The sequence below is a fragment of the Reyranella sp. genome (genome assembly GCF_052439685.1).
GTDB lineage: Bacteria > Pseudomonadota > Alphaproteobacteria > Reyranellales > Reyranellaceae > Reyranella.
Window position 1 is genome coordinate 96,475 of the sequence record NZ_JBQVQG010000016.1, and the last position, 14,940, is coordinate 111,414.

Sequence of the window (14,940 nt, forward strand, 5' to 3'; positions counted from 1 at the left end):
TCTGTCGGCACTGGCCGGCCGCGCCGAGCTCTTCCCGCAGGAGGAATTCCCGCTGGGCGCCGAGGGCGGAATCTACCGTCTCAGCGAGGATCCGGACCATCGTTTCGCGCTCTACGCCTCGGCCGGCGGCCCCGGCAAGAAGGTCCCGCCGCACAACCACACGACATGGGCGATCATCGCCGGCGTCCACGGCGCCGAACGCAACGTTGTCTACGAGCGGCTCGACAATGGCGCACAAGAGGGTGTCGTACAGCTGCGCGAGGCACCGTCCAAGGAGAAGACGCTGAAGCGCGGCGACGTGATCGCCTTCCTGCCCGACGACTTCCACCACATCGAGACGCCGGTCGACTCTGGCAATGCGCTGCATCTGCATTTCTACGGACTGAGCCTCGAACATCTGCCCGGCCGCCTGACCGTCGACATGAAGACCGGCGCGGCCAGGCGCTTCATGGCGAAACCGAAAATCCTGACGCCGCTGCTCAGCGTGCAGCAGGTCAAGGCGATGCTGACGTCCGGCGAAGTCTTCGCGTTCTTCGACGTGCGCGAGGAAGGCGAGTTCTCGACCCAGGGTCATCCGCTGTTCGCGACGCCGCTTCCCCTCTCCCGCCTCGAGCCGCGCGCGCTCGCCCTGCTGCCCGATCCGCACACCCGCATCGTGTTGATGGACGACGGCGAAGCGGGTCAGGCCGGTCGCGCGAATCGAGCGGCCGCGAAGCTTTCCGGGCTGGGCTACACCAACCTCGCGGTCATGGCAGGAGGCCTGAAAGCCTGGCGCGACGCGGGTTTTGAGGTCTTCACCGGCGTCAACGTGCCCTCCAAGGCGTTCGGCGAGATCGTCGAGCACGGCAACGACACGCCGCGTATCGATGCCGCCGACGTCCAGAAGATGATCGACGACAAGGCCGACATGGTGATCCTGGACTCGCGGCCGTTGCCGGAATTCACCAACATGTCGATCCCCGGCGGCGTCGACTGCCCCGGCGCCGAGCTGGTCTATCGCGTGAAGGACTTCGTGACGCGGCCCGAGACGCTGGTCGTGGTCAATTGCGCCGGCCGCACGCGCTCGATCATCGGGGCGCAGTCGCTGATCAACGCCGGCCTGCCCAACAAGGTGATGGCGCTGAAGAACGGCACGATGGGCTGGCACCTGGCCGGCCTCAAGGTGGCCCGCGGCGAGACGAGGAGCTTCGGGCCGCAGGGTCCGGAGGCTGCGAAATTCGCGCAGGCCGCCGCCGCGACCATCGCCGGCAAGATGGGCATCCGCAGGATCGACAGGGCAGGCCTCGCCACCCTGGAGAAGAAGGGCGGCCCGCTCTATCGCCTCGACGTGCGCGATCCCGCCGAATATGCGCAGGGCCACCTCAAGGGCTTCCGCCATGCCGCGGGCGGCCAGCTCGTCCAGGCGACCGACCAGTATGTCGGGGCGCGCAACGCCACGATCGTGCTGCATGACAATGACGGCGTGCGCGCCACCCTGACGGCGCACTGGCTGCTGCAGATGGGCTGGAAGGAGACCTACGTCCTCGACCACGCGCCGACCGCCGCCGAACTCACGACGGAGGCCGAGCCGCGCTACCCGGCGGGCTTCTCGGTGCCAAAGGTCGCGTCCGTGACTTCAGCCGATCTGCAGAAGGCCCTGGCCACCACCCTGGTCGTCGATCTCGACACCAGCCTCAAATATCGTGACGGCCACGTGCCGGGCGCCTGGTTCGCCGTTCGCGCCAATCTTGCGCGCACCCTGCCGGAAATTCTGGCTAAGCAGCCCGGCGCGACCCGGATCGTCGTGGCGGCGCCCGATGCCGAGCTCGGCGCCCTGGCGGCTGCCGAAATCGCCGATCTGACGCCGGATCTGCCCGCTGCCGTCCTGACAGGCGGTATGAAAGCGTGGCGCGAGGCCGGCTTCGAGGTCGAGACCGGTCACATCCGGATGGCGGACCCGCCGACCGACGTCTGGTACCGGCCCTACGACTTCAAGGAGGATGTCGAAGCGGCCATGCGGCAGTACCTGGACTGGGAGGTCGACCTCGTCCCGCAGGTCGAGCGCGACGGCGACGCCCGGTTCTCCGTCCTGAAGCGGTAGAACGGCGGAACGCTTGCATTTCAGGGTCTTGTCACATCGTCGCGTACGCTTGACACCCCGCGGGCATCCCCATAGGTTCCGGCGCGTTTTTCATTGTGACCGCACCGTGTTGGTGAGGTGGCGGTGGGAAGCCCGGAGCGGAGCATCCGGTTATGGCTGAGGACGATCGTAAATCGACCCCTGACGAGCTGGATCGGCGCCTTAAAGGCGTCCGGCAGGCCTACCAGGCAGGAACGGGACGGTCGTCGGGACCCGCAACGCGCGGCGCCGGTGGCGAAAAGCTGGGCGTGGGCATGCGGATCGCAGTCGAACTGGTCGCGGGCGTCGTTGCGGGGGCCTTTCTGGGCCTGATGGCTGATCAGTGGTTGGGTACGAAGCCCTGGCTGCTGATCGTGGGGTTCGTGCTGGGGTGCGGTGCGGCGTTCATGAACGTCTACCGGGTTGCGCAGGCTGAAGAGCGGCGGAGCAAGGCAGCCCAGGATGAGAAGAAGAGCTGAATTGGGGATAGAGTAACGTGGCCAGCCCGCTCGAGCAGTTTGCTATCCAGGATCTAACCGCCCCGCTGTTCACCATCGGTGGCCATCACATCGCCGTCACCAACTCCGCCGTCTTCATGATGGGCGCAGTGGTTCTCTCCTCGGGCCTGCTGCTCGCGGGCGCCGGCAAGGGCGCGATGATCCCGGGCCGCATCCAGGCGATGTCCGAACTCTTCTACGAGTTCATCGCCAACATGATCCGGGACAATGTCGGCAGCGCCGGCAAGAAATTCTTCCCGTTCATCTTCACCCTCTTCATCTTCACGCTGTTCGGCAACATCCTCGGGATGCTGCCCTACGGCTACACCTTCACGTCCCAGATCGCCGTCACCTTCTTCATGGCGATGGTCGTATTCCTCGGCGTGACGCTGATCGGCTTGTTCAAGCACGGCCTGCACTTCTTCTCCCTGTTCTTCCCGCACGGCGCGCCGCTGTTCACCGCGCCGATCCTGATCCCGATCGAGCTGGTCTCCTACCTCAGCCGCCCGATCAGCCTGTCGGTCCGACTGTTCGCCAACATGACGGTCGGCCACGTGCTCCTGAAGGTTCTCGCGGGCTTCGTCGTGGCGCTCGGCATCTTCGGTGTCGTGCCGCTGGTGGTCCTGGTCGCGATCACCGCGCTCGAGCTGCTGGTGGCGCTGCTGCAGGCCTACATCTTCACGATCCTCTGCTGCATCTACCTGAACGACGCGCTGCATCTGCACTAGTCGCCGCGCCCGTAATCATCCAACCGGCCCATCAATCCACCACGTCAAAGCCAAGAGAAAACAGGAGATAGAAATGGACGCTTCAGCCGCCAAGTTCATCGGTGCGGGCCTCGCTGCCATCGGCATGATCGGCGCCGGCATCGGCGTGGGCAACGTCTGGGCGAGCTACATCACGGCCCTGTCGCGCAACCCGGCCTCGAAGGCCGAAATCGGCGCCAACATCTGGATCGGCTTCGCCGTCACCGAGGCCATCGCGCTGTTCGCGCTGATCGTCGCGCTGATCGCCCTCTTCGCCTGAGTTCGATCGTGCCCGTTCAGGCACTCCGCACTTCGGTCGCCGCGGCAGCCCTGATCGGGCTGCCGTTTGCCGCGCAGGCGGCCGGCATGCCGCAGTTCGACCTCACGAGGTTCCCCACCCAGATCTTCTGGTTGGTGGTCTGTTTTGCCGTTCTTTACTTCCTCATGGCGAAGGCCGTCCTGCCGAAGATCGGCAAGACGATCGAAAGCCGCGAGCACAAGATCCAGGCAGATCTCGACGCGGCCCAGAAGGCCAACGACGCGGCCCGCGCCGCGGGTGTCGAGCAGGACAAGGCGCTCGCCGAAGCGCGCGGCCAGGCTTCCGGCCTGATCCGCGAGGCCTCGGAGGCCGCCGCGGCCCAGACCTCCGCCAAGCTGCATGAAGTCAGCGACCGGCTGGGGGCCGACATCGTCGCCGCCGAGAAGCGGATCGGCGAGCAGCGCACGCAGACCCTCGCGGGCCTCGGCAGCATGTCGACGGAAATCGCCACGGCGGTGCTGGGCAAGCTGGTGGGATCTGCCGATCCCGCGCAGGTCGCCCGTGCCGTCGATGACGCAGCAAAGGCAGGCAAGCCATGATCGGTACCGCATGGGCAGCCGATGCTCACGGCCATAGCGGAGGCTTGTTCTCCGATCCGACGTTCTGGGTTGCCGTTTCCTTCGTCATCTTCCTGGCGCTCGCCGGCAAGCAGATCGTCAAGGGGCTGACCAAGCTCCTCGACGACCGCACCGCCCTCATCGCGCGCACGCTCGGCGAAGCCGAGAAGCTTCGTAACGAAGCGCAGAAGGCGCGTGACGAGGCCCAGAAGGGCCTGGCCGACTCGGCCAAGCTCGCGCAGGAGATCGTGGCCCTGGCCAAGCAGGAGGCCGTGCGCCTCACGGAGCATGCGGCCGAGGAGCGCGAGGCGCTCATCGCCCGCCGCGAGCAGCAGGCCAAGGACCGCATCGCCCAGGCCGAGGCCCAGGCTTCGCGGGAAGTACGCAACATGGCCGTCGACGTGGCGCTCGCCGCCACACGCACCCTGCTCAAGGAGCAGGTCGGCAGCGGCCGCACGCAGGCGATGATCGACGAGTCCATCGCCGAACTGCCGCGCCGTCTGCACTGACTTTTAGAAAATAGGGATCGTCCGCAAAATAAAAGAGCGGGCAACCTGGTGCCCCCGCCGCAAGGCGGGGGCTTTTTCTTTGCCTGATCGCCAGGTCAAAAGTCGAGCGGGCTTGCACAAGCGCAACGCTCACCAGCTCTTCTCCTCCCCCGTCTTACGGGGGAGGCCGGGTGGGAGAAGGCAACGCGATGATTTCGAGTGGGGGAGAGATCAAGACTATGGCTCTCCCCACCGCCCTTCGGGCACCTCCCCCGCGTGACGGGGGAGGAAAGTTCCGACTACTCCGCCGCCTGCTTCAGCGGGTCGGTGCCAGGCGGGTTGTTCGAGGGCTTCCAGCGCAGGACCGGCTTGCGGGCCGCCAGCGTCTCGTCGAGACGGCGGCGCGGCGCGTAGAGCGGGGCCGCCTTGAAGTCCTCGGCCGCGGTGCCGGTCTTGGCTTTCGCGGTGAGCGAGCTCAGCGCACCGATGAACTGGTCGAGGTCTTCCTTGGCCACGCTCTCGGTCGGCTCGATCAGCATCGCGCCATGCACGACCAGCGGGAAGTACATGGTCATCGGGTGATAGCCCTCGTCGATCATCGCCTTGGCGAAGTCGAGCGTGCTGACGCCCGTGTCCTTGAGGAAGCTGTCGTCGAACAGCGCCTCGTGCATGCACGGTCCCTCGAAGGCCGGGCTCATGACGTCCTTCAGCGCGGCCATCACGTAGTTGGCGTTGAGCACCGCGTCCTCGGCGACCTGCTTCAGCCCGTCGGCGCCATGGCTCATGATGTAGGCCAGCGCGCGCGTGAACATGCCCATCTGGCCGTGGAAGGCTTTCAGGCGGCCGAGCGGCAGGCCGTCGACTTTCGCGCCGTCCTCGGCCAGGTGCCACGTGTCGCCGTTCTTCACGATCCACGGATAGGGCGCGTAGGGCGCCAGCGCCGCCGACAGCACCACCGGCCCCGCCCCCGGTCCGCCGCCGCCATGCGGCGTCGAGAAGGTCTTGTGCAGGTTGATGTGCATGCAGTCGACGCCGAGATCGCCCGGCCGCACGCGGCCGACGATCGCGTTGAAGTTGGCGCCGTCGCAGTAGAAGTAGGCGCCCGCCTCGTGCACGGCCTTGGAGATCTCGACGATCTCGCTCTCGAACAGGCCGCAGGTGTTGGGATTGGTCAGCATGATGGCCGCCACGTCGGGCCCCAGCGCCGCCTTCAGCGCGGCGAGGTCGACGCGGCCGCGGTCGTTGGCCGGGATCGGCTTCACGACGAAGCCGAGCGCCGCCGCCGTCGCGGGATTGGTGCCGTGCGCCGATTCGGGCGCCAGCACGGTCCGGCGCTGGGCGCGCTCGCCCTTGGCCTCGAGCGCCGCGGCGATCGCCATCATGCCGCACATCTCGCCATGCGCGCCGGCGGCCGGCGACATCGCCACGGCCGGCATGCCGGTGAGGGTCTTCAGCCAGTGCGCCAGGCTGTCGATCAACTCCAGCGCGCCCTGCACGGTCGAGACCGGCTGCAGCGGATGGAGATCGCCGATGCCGGCCAAGCGCGCGACCTTCTCGTTGATGCGGGGATTGTGCTTCATCGTGCACGAGCCCAGCGGGTAGACGCCCATGTCGATGGCGTAGTTCTTCTGGCTGAGACGCGTGTAGTGCTGCACCACCTGCGGCTCGGAAAGACCGGGCAGGCCGATCTCCCCCTTGCGGCGCAGACCGTTCAGGCGATCCTTCACCTTGGGCGGTTCCGGCAGGTCGACGCCGCAGCGTCCGGCCTGGCCCATCTCGAAGATCAGCGGCTCCTCGATCTGGAGTGCGCGATTGCCCGTGAACGTGCCGTGCGTGTTGGCGGAGCCTGCGGTCACGCTCCCGGCGCGGCCCTGGCTGCGGTCGAGCGACTGTACCATCACAGCACCTCCTTCAGGGCGGCGACGAGCGGGTCCATACCCGCCTCGGTCGCCGTCTCGGTCGCCGCCAGCAGGAGCAGGCTCGCAACCGAGGGATCGTTGGGGATCAGGCGCGACACCGGCAGGCCGCCCAGGATGCCCTTGGCCGCCAGCGCTTCGACGACTTCGGCCGCGGGCTTCGGCAGCTTCACGGTGAACTCGTTGAAGAAGCTGTCGTTGAGCACCGTGACGCCGGGAATCGCCGCGATCTTGTCGGCGAGCTGGCTGGCCTTGGCATGGTTGAGCTCGGCCAGCTTGGCAAAGCCCGTCTCGCCCAGAAGGGTGAGGTGCACGGTGAAGGCCAGCGCGCAGAGGCCGGCATTGGTGCAGATGTTGGAAGTCGCCTTCTCGCGGCGGATATGCTGCTCGCGCGTGGACAGCGTGAGTACGAAGCCGCGCTTGCCGTCAGCATCGACGGTCTCGCCGACGAGACGGCCGGGCATCTGGCGCATGTACTTGTCGCGGGTCGCGAACAGGCCGACATAGGGTCCGCCGAAGCCCAGCCCGTTGCCGATCGACTGGCCCTCGCAGACAACGATGTCGGCGCCCATCTCGCCCGGCGGCATCAGCAGGCCCAGCGAGACGACTTCCGTCACCACGACGATCAGCAGCGCCCCGGCGGCGTGGCAGGCTTCCGCGAGCTTGGTGAAGTCGCGGACATGGCCGAAGAAGCTCGGGTTCTGCACGACGACGCAGGACGTGTCGCGGTCGACCGCGGCGATCAGATCCTCGAGGCCCTCGGCATCGGTCTTCGAGAAGTTCGCCGTGAAGCCTTCCCACTTGGCCGCGGTCTCGATGATGCCGCGATACTGGGGATGCAGCCCGCCCGAGATCAGCGCCTTGTGGCGGCGCGTGACGCGGTTGGCCATCAGCACCGCCTCGGTCGTGCCGGTCGAGCCGTCGTACATCGAGGCATTGGCGACTTCCATGCCGGTGAGCAGGGTCACCTGGGTCTGGAATTCGAACAGGTACTGCAGCGTGCCCTGCGTGATCTCCGGCTGATACGGCGTGTAGGAGGTCAGGAACTCGCCGCGCTGGATCATGTAGTCGACGGTCGCCGGCACATGATGGCGATAGGCGCCGGCGCCGATGAAGAACGGCGCCGCGGCGGGCGACAGGTTCTTGGCGGCGAAGCCCTGGAAGGCGCGCTCGACCTCGAGCTCGCCCTGATGATCGGGCAGGCCGCCGACCTTGGCCGCCAGCCGCGCCGATGCCGGCACGTCCCGGAACAGCTCGTCGACCGACTTGGCGCCGATCACGCTCAGCATCTCGCGGCGATCGGCCTCGGTGAGGGGGAGATAACGCATCAGGCTCTTGCTCCTTGAGTAATGTCCTCATCCTGAGGAGCATCGCGCCGCGATGCGTCTCGAAGGATGGGAACGAGCACCTAGTCCCTTGCCCATCCGTCGAGACGTGCCCTGCGGGCACGCCTCAGGATGGGGTCTGGTCGGCTAGCCGAGGCTCTTCACGAAGGCTTCGTAGGCGGCCTCGTCCATCAGACCGTCGAGTTCGCCCTTGTTGTCGAGCTTCAGCTTGAAGAACCAGCCCTTGCCCGTCGGCTCGGCATTCACGTCGCCCGGCGTCTCGGCCAGCGCGGCATTGCTCTCGACCACCTCGCCGGAGGCCGGCGCGTAGATGTCGGAAGCGGCCTTCACCGATTCGACGACGGCGCAGGCTTCGCCCTTGGCGACCGTGCGGCCGGCGGCCGGCACGTCGACGAACACCACGTCGCCGAGCTGCTCCTGCGCATACTGGGTAATGCCGATCGTGCCGACATCGCCCTCGACGCGGATCCACTCATGCTCTTCGGTGTACTTGGTCTCGGCCATCTTGATCTCCTATCCGCGGTAGTAGGCGTGTTTGACGAAAGGCATGGGCACGATCTCGGCCGGCACGGGCTTGCCGCGCACCATCAGCTCGACCTTGGTTCCATTGGCTGACTGGCTGCGTTCGACGTAGCCCATGGCAATGGCGCGCCCCAGCGTGGGCGAGAAGCCACCCGACGTGACGATGCCGACGGTCTTGCCGTCGATCACGATCTCGGCGCCCTCGCGCGCGATCGCCTTGCCTTCGGGCAGCAGGCCGACCCGCTTGCGCGTCGAGCCCTCGGCGATCTGCTTCTGGACGGTCGCGGCGCCGGGGAACCCGCCCTGCACGCGCCGTTCCTTGCCGACGCTCCACAGCAGCACCGCTTCGACCGGCGTGGTGGTCGTGTCGATGTCGTGCCCGTAGAGGCAGAGCCCGGCCTCGAGCCTGAGCGAATCACGGGCGCCGAGGCCGATCGGCTTGACTTCGGGATGGCTGAGCAGCTTGCGCGCGATGGCGTCGGTCTGCTCGGCCGGGGTCGAGATCTCATAGCCGTCGCCGCCGGTGTAGCCCGAGCGCGTGACGTAGCAGCGCGCGCCGTCGATCTCGACGTAGGCGCCGGTCATGAACTTCATGGTGGCGACCTGCGGCACCAGCCGCGACAGCACCGCCGACGCCTGCGGTCCCTGCAGTGCGAGAAGCCCGCGCGAAAACATCGGCTCGACCTCGCAGGTCGCCGAGAGATGCTTCTGCATGTGAGCAAGATCGGCGTCCTTGCAGGCCGCATTGATGACCACCAGCAGGTGATCGCCCGCGTTGGTCACCATCAGATCGTCGAGGATACCGCCGGCATCGTTAGTGAACTGGGTGTAGCGCTGCTGGCCCGGCTGCAGGCCGGCGATGTCGCCGGGCACCAGCGTCTCCATCGCCTTCGCGGCACTCTCGCCGGGCTTCGCGGTGAGACGCACCTGGCCCATGTGCGAGACGTCGAACAGGCCGCAGGCGGTGCGGGTATGCGTGTGCTCGACCAGAATGCCGGTCGGATACTGGACCGGCATCTCGTAGCCGGCAAACGGCACCAGGCGCGCGCCCAGCTCGCGATGAAGATCGTAAAGCGGCGTGCGCTTCAGGGGGCCGGCGGTGGGTTCGGTCAAAAGAGTCTCCGTCGAAGTCGCGTTGAACGCGACCGGAGTCGCGCCTTCACGACGCAAGGACTGCGCCGTTCGCGACCCCCTCTGTCCGGAGACCTGAAAGATTCGCCGGGAGTCCTCCCTGGGAGGGCCGGCTTACTTCGTCGGTGGGCGTGCGCCGAATGGGGCGCCCGCCGCTTTCCAGAGACCCATCCTCCTGCGGTCCGTTTGCCTGAGAGTTTCCGGGGCCGGTTGCTCCTTCGGCGCCATCCTCGCGGATGGGCTCTCCCACAGGGATCGTCTGGGTGGACGGACCATAGGCAGGGCCCTGTTCGGCGTCCACGCACAAAGCCGCGCAGCACCACGAAACTACGGGAAAAACGAATCCGCCCTTGCAATTGAGTGATCGCTCACTTATTAATATGAGCAGTCACTCACTTTTGGAGGGCCAGATGTATCTACGCAAGATTTTCCAGGAGTTCCTTGTCCTGCACACGGAGGCCGAGCCGGCGACCGAGGAACGGCCCCTGCCCCTGCCCCGCACCGAGCCATTCGATTGGCGGTGGCTCGAAACCGTCGAAGACGCGCCGTGAGAACGGGAGACCATCCATGTTCATCCGCAAGATGTTCACGCTGTTCCGGGCTTACGACGCCGAGGCCACCGAACGGGTCGTCGACGCCCACGCGCTGCGAATTCTGGAGCAGGAACTCCGGGAGGCGGCGGCCGCTGTCGCAGTCGCCACGCGCGAACTGACCGGCCTGATGGCGCGCGAGATGGCCGACCAGCGCGCGCACGCCGCCGCCCAGTCACGCGCCAGGGAATACGAGCCGTACGCCCTGAAGGCACTGGAGACCGGCGAGGAGGGAATCGCCCGGCAGTGCGCCGAGGTCGTTGCCGCCGCCGAGCAGGAGAGCGAGCGCTATGCCGCCAACCTGGCGGCGGCACGGCGGCACATCGCCTCCCTGCGCAGCGGCATCTCGCGTGCCGATGCGCGGATCGGCGAAATCCGCCGCGAATTGCTGGCCGCCCGCTCGCGCGCGGCCCTGCAGCGCGCCACCGGTGCGCTGGCCGTCAGCGCCCAGGGCTACACCAGCGCGCTGGCCGCGGCCGAGGAAACTCTCGCTCGCATCACTGACCTGCAGACCGACGCCATCGATCGCGAAGCCGCGGCGGCGATCCTGGCCGACGAAAAGACCGGCGCATCGTTGCGCGCGAAGCTGTCCGACGCCGGCATCGTCCCGCCCGTCCCGCACAGTGCCGACGCCGTCTTGGCCCGGCTGCGCAGCCGCCTGAACCAGGCCTAGAGGAGACCACGATCATGCATTCCGATTCACCCGCCTGGAGCCTCTATTGCTCCGTCTCGTTCGTGGTCGCGGCGGTCATGATGGGCGTCGGCATCTCGATCATGCCCGGCGAGGCCTGGGTCCGCGCGTACTTCGCCATGTCGGCGATGTTGCTGACCGGCTCGACCTTCACGCTCGCCAAGATGCTGCGCGACCGCCACGAGGCACAGCGCCTGCACCAGCGCATCGAGGAGGCCAAGACCGAGCAGCTGCTCAAGACCTATGAGCTGAAGCCGCCGCTCGGGACGTGAGCCTGTGTGGCGCTACATCGCTCTCATGACTGTCCTGCCGCTCATCCTGGGCGGATGCAGCCCCGTCTTTTATCTATACCTGCAGCAGGTCGAACGTGCGCACCACGGGCCGGACTGGCGCCCGCCGCCGCGGCCCGACCCGCTTGCAGATCGCAGCGTGGCCGTCACCGGCCCCGTGGGTGACGCTGGGGGCGCAGTCGGTCTTCAACCCCGCCGACAGCCGACAATTGCTCGATGGCTTGACGGCTTATTTGCGCCAGCGCTTCCCGCAGGCCGTGATTGCGGAGTCGAAGCGCACGCCGTCGGCGACCGTCCTCGAGGTCAGCACGACGCGCGATACGTCAGATGCGCATCCCGCGGTCGTGCAGGTCGTGGTCCGGATCTACGACAGCAGGCGATCGCTGCAATCGGTGATCCGCGGTCCGGCGGTCGCGGTCGATCTCAAGCAAGCCGACCGGACCGAATCGATCGACGCAGTGCTGGCAGGCTTGGCGGCTAAGCTTGATACTTTGCTGCGTCCCTAGCGCCGCCTACACTGAGGCGATGGGAAAAGCCGAGGAAACCAAGGCGCGGGTCGAGCGTGCCGCACTCACGCTGTTCGTGGCGCGGGGCGTCGCGGAAACCACGACCCGCGAAATCGCCATGGCGGCGTCGATCGCCGAGGGCACGATCTACCGCTACTTCCCCAGCAAGGAGCAGCTCGCGCTCGACATCTTCCTCGGCCATCACCGCGCGCTGGCCGAGGCGCTGGCCGAAGCGCATCGCCCCGTCCCGGGCCTGCGGGACAAGATCGAGGCCATCGTCGCCTGCTACTGCGACTGGGCGGACCGCGACTGGTCCCTGTTCGCCTACCACCTGCTCACCCAGCACCTTTTCCTGGCGCTGGTCCCCGACGGCACGCCCAACCCGGTCGATGTCCTGCGCGAGGTCATCGTGAGCGCCATGACCGCCGGCGAGATCCCGCAGCGAGACCCCGATCTCGCGGCCGCCTCCGCCATCGGCACCGTGATGCAGCCCGCGACCTACAAGGTCTACGGCCGCTTCGAGGGGCCGCTCTCTGATCATGTGAGGTTCTTTGCCGACGCCGCGTGGGCGGTTCTCGCCGTCCCCGACCGCTAGTTCGGCAGTATCAGGCGCCAACGTAGACGAAGGCTTCGAGGCCGGACTTCAGGCGCACGGCGATCCGCTTGTAGTCCGAGACTTCATACGTGTCGGCGGCGGCGAGTTCAGCGGCCGTGATCTTCAAGACGACGCCCGGCACCTCGTCTTCGGCACGTTCCGAGGGCAGCGCGATCAGGTGATGGGTCTTGCCGCTGGTCGTCACGACCTCGGCGTCGCGAATCTCGAGCAGCGACGTCGAGTACCCCGGCAGGGAATCGGCGCGACCCTCGAGCCGCCGGCCAAAGGTCGCGAGCTGCACGTCCTCCTGCTGCAGCGTGCCGTAGGAGAAGAGCCAGACGTCGGTCAATGCGGTTCCTTACTTATGATCCTGAGCGACGCGAAGGAGCAGGACGGCAGCCCTGAGTTCCGTCAGCCCTCGCGGGCCAGGGCGGTAAAGGCTTCGGCGAAGGCCTCGCGCGGGCCGCCGATGCCGGTCTCGCTGAAGATGTCGGCGGTCAGCGACTTCACGGCGTTCTCGTCGATGCGCACGCCGTTGTTTTCGAGGAAGCCGCGCGCGGCATTCACGGCCTCGTCCATCGCGCCGCCGCGCTTGTAGAGCTGGTAGTAGTCGGGATGACCACCGCGGCCCAGCGCCTCGGCCAGCACGTCGGTGAAGTTCACCACCTTAAGCGAGAGATAGATCGCCTCGGCGCCGGAGAGTGCGCGATGGCAGGAATGATACATGGTGACGATCGTGTCGGCCCCGGCCTCGACCGCGCCCATGACCAGATCGCGATGGATCGCCTGCTCGCGCGCCTTGAACTTCGCCGCCTGGCCGCCGCACGCATAGGAAAAGCCCGAATCCTGCGGCAGCTCGACCAGCTCCAGGTTCGGTACGGCGCCCAGCAGGGCGCGGATGCTCCCGACCGTGGCGCCGATGCCCTGGTGCTCGTGGATCACGACGCGGCGCTTCGGCTGCTCCGCCGTGAAGCGCGCCTTCAACGCCGCGAGGTTGGCGGCGAGGAACTCACTGACATGGCCCATGTCGAACGCCGGTTCCTCGACGTCCTTCTCCAGCTCGTCGAAATTCTTGGTGCAGGTCGGGCACCAGGTCAGGACCTTGGAAGCCCCCGACTGGCCGAAGCGCTGGAAGGTGCGATGCCCCATGCGTTCGTAGGTCGGCAGATCGGCTTCCTGGAACTGGTAGACGCCGCAGCAATGGGCGGTGCCGCCGACCACGTCGAAGTCGAGCTCCAGCGCGTCGAGGATATCCATCACGTTCAGCACGATGTGCGGCGTGCGCAGTACGTTGCAGCCCGTATAGAACAGCACGTCGGCGGTGCGTCGCTCGGCCGGCGCCAGGATCTGCTTCAGCGTCTCGGACGGGAGCTGCATGCTGGCCAGCAGCCGCACGGCCTGGGCCATGTGCCGGAAGCGGCTGGCCGCGTTGGCGGCGCCCTCCTGCACCGGGCGCGTCGCTTGCAGCGACTTCATCTTGGCGATGGTCACCCACTGGCGGACGTTGATGCCCTCGGGACAGGCGGCGTTGCACTGGGCGCTGCCGTCACAGGCGCCGAGCCACTTGTCGAGCAGCGGCGCCGCGGCCCCGCCCTCGCGCGTGAGCGACAGGAGTTCGCCGACCCTCTGCACCGCCTCGCCGGCATCGAGCCCGCTTTCGCGCGCCGTGGGACAGGCCTCGAAGCACTTGCCGCAGGTCGTGCAGCGATCGGCCGCCTGTGCGGCCAATGCTTCCAGCCTGTCGGCATAGGCGCTCATCAGCGCTGGCCCATCCGCCTGTTGTACTCGAGTTCTTCCGGCGACGGCTTGAGGCCGACGGCGATGCGATAGCTGCCCAGTTCCGAAATCTGGCTGAACGGCAGGGTGAGGTTGAGCTCCTCCTGCGACTGGCCGCGCGGGCTGGCGCTCGACAGCTTGAAGTCGGCGGTGAAATCCTGGCCCTGGATGACCTGGCCCGAGGCGCCGATCACACGGACGAAGTATGGCACGCGCGTCTGGCCGGCGATGGCCGAGGGTCCGGCTGTGACCGCCACGCGCATGATCAGTGTCACGTCCATCTGGTTGCGCCGCAGAGAGCACTTCGAGCCGGCGCCGGTGAGCACCGCCTCGTACTCGACATCGCGCGGATCTCGGCCCGGCCCATCCTTGAAATGGGTCAGCCGGCCGGCATCCTGGACCGTGAACGGCGCCGGACAGTAGGCATCCGCCGATTCATTGGAGCCGCCGCCGCAGGCGGAAAGAACGAGCGCGAGCGCGACCGGCGCGGCGCGGAAATACATACTGAGGGTCATGCCAGAGTCTTGTGTGAGCCGTCGCAAAGCGGTTTCTTGGAACTGTGCTTGCAGTCGCAGAGCCAGTAGTCGCCGGCTTTCTCGACCGAGTACTTCATGGGAACGAGGCCGGAGCCCTTGTGACTGCCGTCGCAGAACGGCTGGGCCTTGCTCAAGCCGCAGGCACACCACCAGTAGTCCTTGCCCGACTCGAGAGCGACCTTCGAAGGCGCCCTGGCCGCGACAACCGGCTCGGTCATGTTGCTTTCCCCGTTGCGGCGGCTTTGTTACGGTGCCGCGCCAATCCGTACCGCGCGGACTCTAGGCAATGGTCCGCAGGCCCGCAAGCGAACGGGTCGGCATAGTGTCGAACGAATT

At 67.1% G+C, this 14,940-nt stretch carries 19 protein-coding genes and 2 riboswitches; of the genes, 11 read left to right on the plus strand and 8 right to left on the minus strand.

The genetic code is table 11. The features are described from left to right. The 6 genes from ACT6UX_RS19765 to ACT6UX_RS19790 all read left to right on the plus strand — a co-directional run. Positions 1 to 2,080: rhodanese-like domain-containing protein (locus tag ACT6UX_RS19765; RefSeq protein ID WP_444776860.1), on the plus strand; the 2,080-nt coding region annotated here is incomplete at its 5' end. 152 nt (positions 2,081 to 2,232) lie between these two features. Beyond that, positions 2,233 to 2,577 carry an AtpZ/AtpI family protein gene (locus ACT6UX_RS19770; RefSeq protein WP_444776861.1) on the plus strand — a complete coding sequence of 115 codons (345 nt, stop codon included), beginning with the start codon at positions 2,233 to 2,235 and terminating at the stop codon, positions 2,575 to 2,577. Positions 2,578 to 2,594: 17 nt separating this feature from the next. Beyond that, positions 2,595 to 3,323, plus strand: coding sequence for a F0F1 ATP synthase subunit A (locus tag ACT6UX_RS19775; protein WP_444776862.1), 729 nt, complete (start codon positions 2,595 to 2,597; stop codon positions 3,321 to 3,323). A 73-nt stretch (positions 3,324 to 3,396) separates the two neighbouring features. After that, the gene (locus ACT6UX_RS19780; protein WP_020698011.1) at positions 3,397 to 3,621 is read left to right on the plus strand and encodes a F0F1 ATP synthase subunit C; all 225 of its coding nucleotides are present in this window, start codon (positions 3,397 to 3,399) and stop codon (positions 3,619 to 3,621) included. 8 nt (positions 3,622 to 3,629) lie between these two features. Further along, positions 3,630 to 4,199 (plus strand): F0F1 ATP synthase subunit B family protein, encoded by a 570-nt coding sequence (locus ACT6UX_RS19785; protein ID WP_444776863.1) that lies wholly within the window; start codon positions 3,630 to 3,632, stop codon positions 4,197 to 4,199. Next, on the plus strand, positions 4,196 to 4,726 hold the full coding sequence (locus tag ACT6UX_RS19790; protein ID WP_444776864.1) for a F0F1 ATP synthase subunit B family protein: 531 nt from the start codon (positions 4,196 to 4,198) through the stop codon (positions 4,724 to 4,726). Before ACT6UX_RS19785 ends, ACT6UX_RS19790 begins: the two co-directional genes overlap by 4 nt. Before the next feature lie 278 nt (positions 4,727 to 5,004). Here the strand turns inward: ACT6UX_RS19790 and gcvPB are convergent, their stop codons facing one another. The 4 genes from gcvPB to gcvT all read right to left on the minus strand — a co-directional run bounded on the left by gcvPB (position 5,005) and on the right by gcvT (position 9,602). After that, a complete protein-coding gene (gene gcvPB, locus ACT6UX_RS19795; RefSeq protein ID WP_444776865.1) occupies positions 5,005 to 6,603 on the minus strand; it encodes an aminomethyl-transferring glycine dehydrogenase subunit GcvPB in 1,599 nt (532 codons plus the stop codon). Beyond that, a complete protein-coding gene (gene gcvPA, locus ACT6UX_RS19800; RefSeq protein WP_444776866.1) occupies positions 6,603 to 7,949 on the minus strand; it encodes an aminomethyl-transferring glycine dehydrogenase subunit GcvPA in 1,347 nt (448 codons plus the stop codon). Before gcvPA ends, gcvPB begins: the two co-directional genes overlap by 1 nt. Positions 7,950 to 8,093: 144 nt before the next feature. Continuing rightward, entirely contained in the window at positions 8,094 to 8,471 is a 378-nt protein-coding gene (gene gcvH, locus ACT6UX_RS19805; RefSeq protein WP_444776867.1) for a glycine cleavage system protein GcvH, read from the minus strand. 9 nt (positions 8,472 to 8,480) lie between these two features. After that, entirely contained in the window at positions 8,481 to 9,602 is a 1,122-nt protein-coding gene (gene gcvT / locus ACT6UX_RS19810; protein WP_444776868.1) for a glycine cleavage system aminomethyltransferase GcvT, read from the minus strand. Between the two features lie 79 nt (positions 9,603 to 9,681). Next, positions 9,682 to 9,785, minus strand: a riboswitch (glycine riboswitch). Positions 9,786 to 9,788: 3 nt separating this feature from the next. Beyond that, positions 9,789 to 9,879: riboswitch (glycine riboswitch) on the minus strand. A gap of 151 nt (positions 9,880 to 10,030) precedes the next feature. On the opposite strand from gcvT, the gene ACT6UX_RS19815 reads away from it, so the two are divergent. The 5 genes from ACT6UX_RS19815 to ACT6UX_RS19835 all read left to right on the plus strand — a co-directional run bounded on the left by ACT6UX_RS19815 (position 10,031) and on the right by ACT6UX_RS19835 (position 12,292). Further along, positions 10,031 to 10,171, plus strand: a complete 141-nt coding sequence (locus ACT6UX_RS19815; protein WP_444776869.1) for a hypothetical protein — start codon at positions 10,031 to 10,033, stop codon at positions 10,169 to 10,171. Between the two features lie 16 nt (positions 10,172 to 10,187). Beyond that, positions 10,188 to 10,883 carry a PspA/IM30 family protein gene (locus ACT6UX_RS19820; protein WP_444776870.1) on the plus strand — a complete coding sequence of 232 codons (696 nt, stop codon included), beginning with the start codon at positions 10,188 to 10,190 and terminating at the stop codon, positions 10,881 to 10,883. 14 nt (positions 10,884 to 10,897) lie between these two features. Beyond that, complete coding sequence (locus ACT6UX_RS19825; protein ID WP_444776871.1) at positions 10,898 to 11,173, plus strand: YiaA/YiaB family inner membrane protein; 276 nt, start codon at positions 10,898 to 10,900, stop codon at positions 11,171 to 11,173. Positions 11,174 to 11,268: 95 nt separating this feature from the next. Continuing rightward, positions 11,269 to 11,697: a hypothetical protein gene (locus ACT6UX_RS19830; RefSeq protein ID WP_444776872.1), complete on the plus strand. Its 429-nt coding sequence runs from the start codon at positions 11,269 to 11,271 to the stop codon at positions 11,695 to 11,697. A gap of 19 nt (positions 11,698 to 11,716) precedes the next feature. Next, positions 11,717 to 12,292 (plus strand): TetR/AcrR family transcriptional regulator, encoded by a 576-nt coding sequence (locus ACT6UX_RS19835; protein WP_444776873.1) that lies wholly within the window; start codon positions 11,717 to 11,719, stop codon positions 12,290 to 12,292. A gap of 10 nt (positions 12,293 to 12,302) precedes the next feature. On the opposite strand, the gene ACT6UX_RS19840 is transcribed toward ACT6UX_RS19835, so the two are convergent. The 4 genes from ACT6UX_RS19840 to ACT6UX_RS19855 all read right to left on the minus strand — a co-directional run bounded on the left by ACT6UX_RS19840 (position 12,303) and on the right by ACT6UX_RS19855 (position 14,822). After that, positions 12,303 to 12,641 carry a gamma-glutamylcyclotransferase family protein gene (locus ACT6UX_RS19840; RefSeq protein ID WP_444776874.1) on the minus strand — a complete coding sequence of 113 codons (339 nt, stop codon included), beginning with the start codon at positions 12,639 to 12,641 and terminating at the stop codon, positions 12,303 to 12,305. 62 nt (positions 12,642 to 12,703) lie between these two features. Beyond that, complete coding sequence (locus tag ACT6UX_RS19845; protein WP_444776875.1) at positions 12,704 to 14,050, minus strand: (Fe-S)-binding protein; 1,347 nt, start codon at positions 14,048 to 14,050, stop codon at positions 12,704 to 12,706. After that, the gene (locus ACT6UX_RS19850; protein WP_444776876.1) at positions 14,050 to 14,583 is read right to left on the minus strand and encodes a hypothetical protein; all 534 of its coding nucleotides are present in this window, start codon (positions 14,581 to 14,583) and stop codon (positions 14,050 to 14,052) included. The genes ACT6UX_RS19845 and ACT6UX_RS19850 overlap by 1 nt, the downstream gene beginning before the upstream one ends. Continuing rightward, positions 14,580 to 14,822, minus strand: coding sequence for a CDGSH iron-sulfur domain-containing protein (locus tag ACT6UX_RS19855; RefSeq protein ID WP_444776877.1), 243 nt, complete (start codon positions 14,820 to 14,822; stop codon positions 14,580 to 14,582). Before ACT6UX_RS19855 ends, ACT6UX_RS19850 begins: the two co-directional genes overlap by 4 nt. Positions 14,823 to 14,940: the final 118 nt, after the last annotated feature.

What these genes read in the sequence shown, in the direction of transcription:
- ACT6UX_RS19770 (WP_444776861.1), top strand. Translation starts at nt 2,233, where the DNA reads ATGGCTGAGGACGATCGTAAATCGACCCCTGACGAGCTGGATCGGCGC.
- ACT6UX_RS19780 (WP_020698011.1), top strand. Translation starts at nt 3,397, where the DNA reads ATGGACGCTTCAGCCGCCAAGTTCATCGGTGCGGGCCTCGCTGCCATC.
- ACT6UX_RS19790 (WP_444776864.1), top strand. Translation starts at nt 4,196, where the DNA reads ATGATCGGTACCGCATGGGCAGCCGATGCTCACGGCCATAGCGGAGGC.
- gcvPB (WP_444776865.1), bottom strand. Translation starts at nt 6,603, where the DNA reads ATGGTACAGTCGCTCGACCGCAGCCAGGGCCGCGCCGGGAGCGTGACC.
- gcvPA (WP_444776866.1), bottom strand. Translation starts at nt 7,949, where the DNA reads ATGCGTTATCTCCCCCTCACCGAGGCCGATCGCCGCGAGATGCTGAGC.
- gcvH (WP_444776867.1), bottom strand. Translation starts at nt 8,471, where the DNA reads ATGGCCGAGACCAAGTACACCGAAGAGCATGAGTGGATCCGCGTCGAG.
- ACT6UX_RS19815 (WP_444776869.1), top strand. Translation starts at nt 10,031, where the DNA reads ATGTATCTACGCAAGATTTTCCAGGAGTTCCTTGTCCTGCACACGGAG.
- ACT6UX_RS19820 (WP_444776870.1), top strand. Translation starts at nt 10,188, where the DNA reads ATGTTCATCCGCAAGATGTTCACGCTGTTCCGGGCTTACGACGCCGAG.
- ACT6UX_RS19825 (WP_444776871.1), top strand. Translation starts at nt 10,898, where the DNA reads ATGCATTCCGATTCACCCGCCTGGAGCCTCTATTGCTCCGTCTCGTTC.
- ACT6UX_RS19835 (WP_444776873.1), top strand. Translation starts at nt 11,717, where the DNA reads ATGGGAAAAGCCGAGGAAACCAAGGCGCGGGTCGAGCGTGCCGCACTC.
- ACT6UX_RS19845 (WP_444776875.1), bottom strand. Translation starts at nt 14,050, where the DNA reads ATGAGCGCCTATGCCGACAGGCTGGAAGCATTGGCCGCACAGGCGGCC.
- ACT6UX_RS19850 (WP_444776876.1), bottom strand. Translation starts at nt 14,583, where the DNA reads ATGACCCTCAGTATGTATTTCCGCGCCGCGCCGGTCGCGCTCGCGCTC.
- ACT6UX_RS19855 (WP_444776877.1), bottom strand. Translation starts at nt 14,822, where the DNA reads ATGACCGAGCCGGTTGTCGCGGCCAGGGCGCCTTCGAAGGTCGCTCTC.